Genomic DNA, 387 nt, shown 5'->3' on the forward strand with positions numbered 1-387 from the left:
GCCGCGCAGGAGCTGGAAGACGGCATGTACGTGAACCTGGGGATCGGCATCCCGACCCTGGTCGCCAATTACGTGGGCGACAAGGACATCACGCTGCAGTCCGAAAACGGCATGCTGGGCATGGGCCCCTTCCCCTTCGAGGGCGAGGAGGACCCCGACCTGATCAACGCCGGCAAGCAGACGATCACGGAACTGGACCGCACCAGCTATTTCGACAGCGCGACCAGCTTTGGCATGATCCGGGGCGGCAAGATCGCCGCCGCCATCCTGGGCGCGATGGAGGTGGCCGAAAACGGCGACCTGGCCAACTGGATGATCCCCGGCAAGCTGATCAAGGGCATGGGCGGCGCGATGGACCTGGTCGCGGGCGTGGGCCGGGTGATCGTG

Annotated in this window: 1 protein-coding gene; it reads left to right on the plus strand. The window is 65.9% G+C overall.

Annotation, left to right across the window (positions count from 1 at the left end; genetic code table 11):
- Positions 1-387, plus strand: a 387-nt coding sequence (locus IE00_RS19360; protein ID WP_305790326.1) for a CoA-transferase, incomplete at both ends; no start/stop codon positions are given.

This window comes from Paracoccus sp. SM22M-07 (genome assembly GCF_001887735.1).
Classification (GTDB): Bacteria; Pseudomonadota; Alphaproteobacteria; order Rhodobacterales; family Rhodobacteraceae; genus Paracoccus.